The following is a 2,093-nucleotide window of genomic DNA, read 5'->3' as shown; positions in this document are numbered from 1 at the left end:
TATACTATGACCGTTTTTTGCACCTACGAAAAAGACCATGAAAATAATAAGAAGGAATGCGAGTTCCATACCTAATATAAAGTATTATTAACGGAGGGGTGCTTCTATAAAGATAACTAATTATTCATTGTCAGTGATTTATAGCTAACTTGCCTAAATTTATTCAGAAATCTTTAAGGAGTTTAAGTATCCATTATCAAATAAAATACTTATCTAAATACCAAAAAGGCTATCCCAATAATATTCAAACTCAAAGACACAAAGAAGACAACCAGAGCCCACTTCGGATAGATCTTTGCCTCTTTGATCGTGTTGGATAATTCCATAGAAATCCGCTCATATTCGTTTCTTTCAAAATCCAGGGTATCTTCCAAGCTTGAAAGTCGTCGTATCAGGTCTTCGGTATCCAGGTGAATCCCTTGGGAATGAATTTCTTCCAGTCGTTTCATATGCTGCTCGAAGCTTGCCAGCTCGGAGCATAACAATTCCGATAGTTCATCAATTTTTGCCATAATTATAGAGGTTTAATATCCGATATCCATGCCTTTGGATATAGACTTTTTAATAACTTTTTGTGCGATTTCTTTCAATAGTTTTAAGCTGATTTGCACCGGTTCAGGGCTTTTCGCCAGGCTAATCGCTCTATTGAGTTCTTTGAATTTCTCGAGACCATGTTCCCGTGCCATTTGTTTTCCGATATTGGACATACTCATGGAGCGGTGAACCGCGCTACCTTTAAGGCTATGCCCATCAAATTCAAACCGAAAGCCCTGTAGTTTATGTTGCTTATTGATAAAGGGAATCGCTTTTACTCCATTGGTTTCCATCCCGCGCATATAAGCTTTATAAGTTTCCGGTTTAAACTGTTTCATGGTCAGCTCATACCGACGTTTGATTTCCAAACGGATATCGGTAAGATTGATCTCCCGTATAAGCTGTACCTCACGAACGGTGGTCAGTTGATGTTCATGAGCTACACGCTCGGCAGCATGCTGACTACGTTTACCGATAAAATTATCCTTGTAGGCGCGACCATCAAAATCAATCCGGTTGACATACAGATGTACATGCTTATGCTCTCTATCCTGATGCACAAAAGCAATCGCCTGTCGCTCGCCCAGTTTCATTTCCCGCATAAAGTCTTTGGTCAATTCTCCAAGTTTACGCTGATCCAGTGTCCGTCCATCTTCTATGGTAGGGCTTAGGACAAAGGAAAGCGTATTTCGCTCACAATGCTCATTCAGCTTTTGGATCTGTTCAAACTCGCGGCTAATTTCCTGCGGTGAATCTCCCACGATATTTTGAGCGTAGACAATCTCTGCCTCCTTCTCCTGATTCCATCCGTACTTCATGGAAGCCTGGGTATGACTAATGGATTTTCCTTTACCAATCATAGATCCAGTTTTTTAAGATGTTGCTTCATGGCCTCAGCCAGCTTATAGACTTCAGTAGATAATCTCGGATCCCGTTTTCGGAACATATTCCCGATAGACTTAAAATTGTTATGAAATTTCACCAGGTCTTTATAGATAGCAATATGATCATCGCTCATCCGCTCATTGATGGGCAGATCCATGGCTGATTTTCGACAAAATTCACTCAGGCTCAGTCCCGATCGTTTCGCCTTAATGTTCAGTAGTTTTTTTTGGTACAGCGTACACCTGAATTTGATTAAGGAGGTCATCCCCTTAAACATCTCTTTTTTTTCATTGCGACCATGGGGAGCAATCAAGATTGTGTCCACAGACACACATCTTGAATTAGGATCTATATTAGAATTTTCCGTTTGATGGGAACCCGTGTCCCCATCATTGGAAATCCTTGTTTTTCCCTCCCTTTTTTTTAGCTTTTCAAAGCTTAAGGAATAGGAGGATTTCTTTTCGTTTTCAAAGGGTATTTTATGGTCGAACATGGCAAAGTTTTTCGTTAAGATCTTTATGTGGATAAAAGCGATATCTCAGGTCAATCGCCTGAGCAAAATGTTCTAGTAAATACGAAGTCATACGATCTCCGGCAGGGTCATTATCCAGGAATAAAAAGATCGGATGAACATAACCATCAAAGCCTTTGATGATTTCCTGAATAAAGGATAG

The 2,093-nt window shown here is 40.0% G+C and carries 4 protein-coding genes; all 4 read right to left on the bottom strand.

Annotation, left to right across the window (positions count from 1 at the left end; translation table 11 throughout):
* Positions 1-209 precede the first annotated feature (209 nt).
* Entirely contained in the window at positions 210-512 is a 303-nt protein-coding gene (locus IIF7_RS20460; RefSeq protein ID WP_084843541.1) for a DUF6730 family protein, read from the bottom strand.
* A gap of 12 nt (positions 513-524) precedes the next feature.
* Positions 525-1,394: a relaxase/mobilization nuclease domain-containing protein gene (locus IIF7_RS20455; protein ID WP_084843540.1), complete on the bottom strand. Its 870-nt coding sequence runs from the start codon at positions 1,392-1,394 to the stop codon at positions 525-527.
* Positions 1,391-1,912, bottom strand: a complete 522-nt coding sequence (gene mbpA, locus IIF7_RS21130; protein ID WP_245801692.1) for a mobilization protein MbpA — start codon at positions 1,910-1,912, stop codon at positions 1,391-1,393. Before mbpA ends, IIF7_RS20455 begins: the two co-directional genes overlap by 4 nt.
* On the bottom strand, positions 1,899-2,093 hold a 195-nt coding region (locus tag IIF7_RS20445; RefSeq protein WP_139801391.1), incomplete at its 5' end, for a toprim domain-containing protein. The genes mbpA and IIF7_RS20445, both read right to left, overlap by 14 nt.

The sequence above is a fragment of the Zunongwangia atlantica 22II14-10F7 genome (assembly GCF_002094855.1).
GTDB classification, from domain to species: Bacteria; Bacteroidota; Bacteroidia; order Flavobacteriales; family Flavobacteriaceae; genus Zunongwangia; species Zunongwangia atlantica.
This window is presented reverse-complemented; position numbering and strand designations above follow the sequence as displayed.

Bases quoted from the DNA above. Each gene is read 5' to 3' on its own strand.
- IIF7_RS20460 (WP_084843541.1), bottom strand. From the start codon at position 512: ATGGCAAAAATTGATGAACTATCGGAATTGTTATGCTCCGAGCTGGCA.
- IIF7_RS20455 (WP_084843540.1), bottom strand. From the start codon at position 1,394: ATGATTGGTAAAGGAAAATCCATTAGTCATACCCAGGCTTCCATGAAG.
- mbpA (WP_245801692.1), bottom strand. From the start codon at position 1,912: ATGTTCGACCATAAAATACCCTTTGAAAACGAAAAGAAATCCTCCTAT.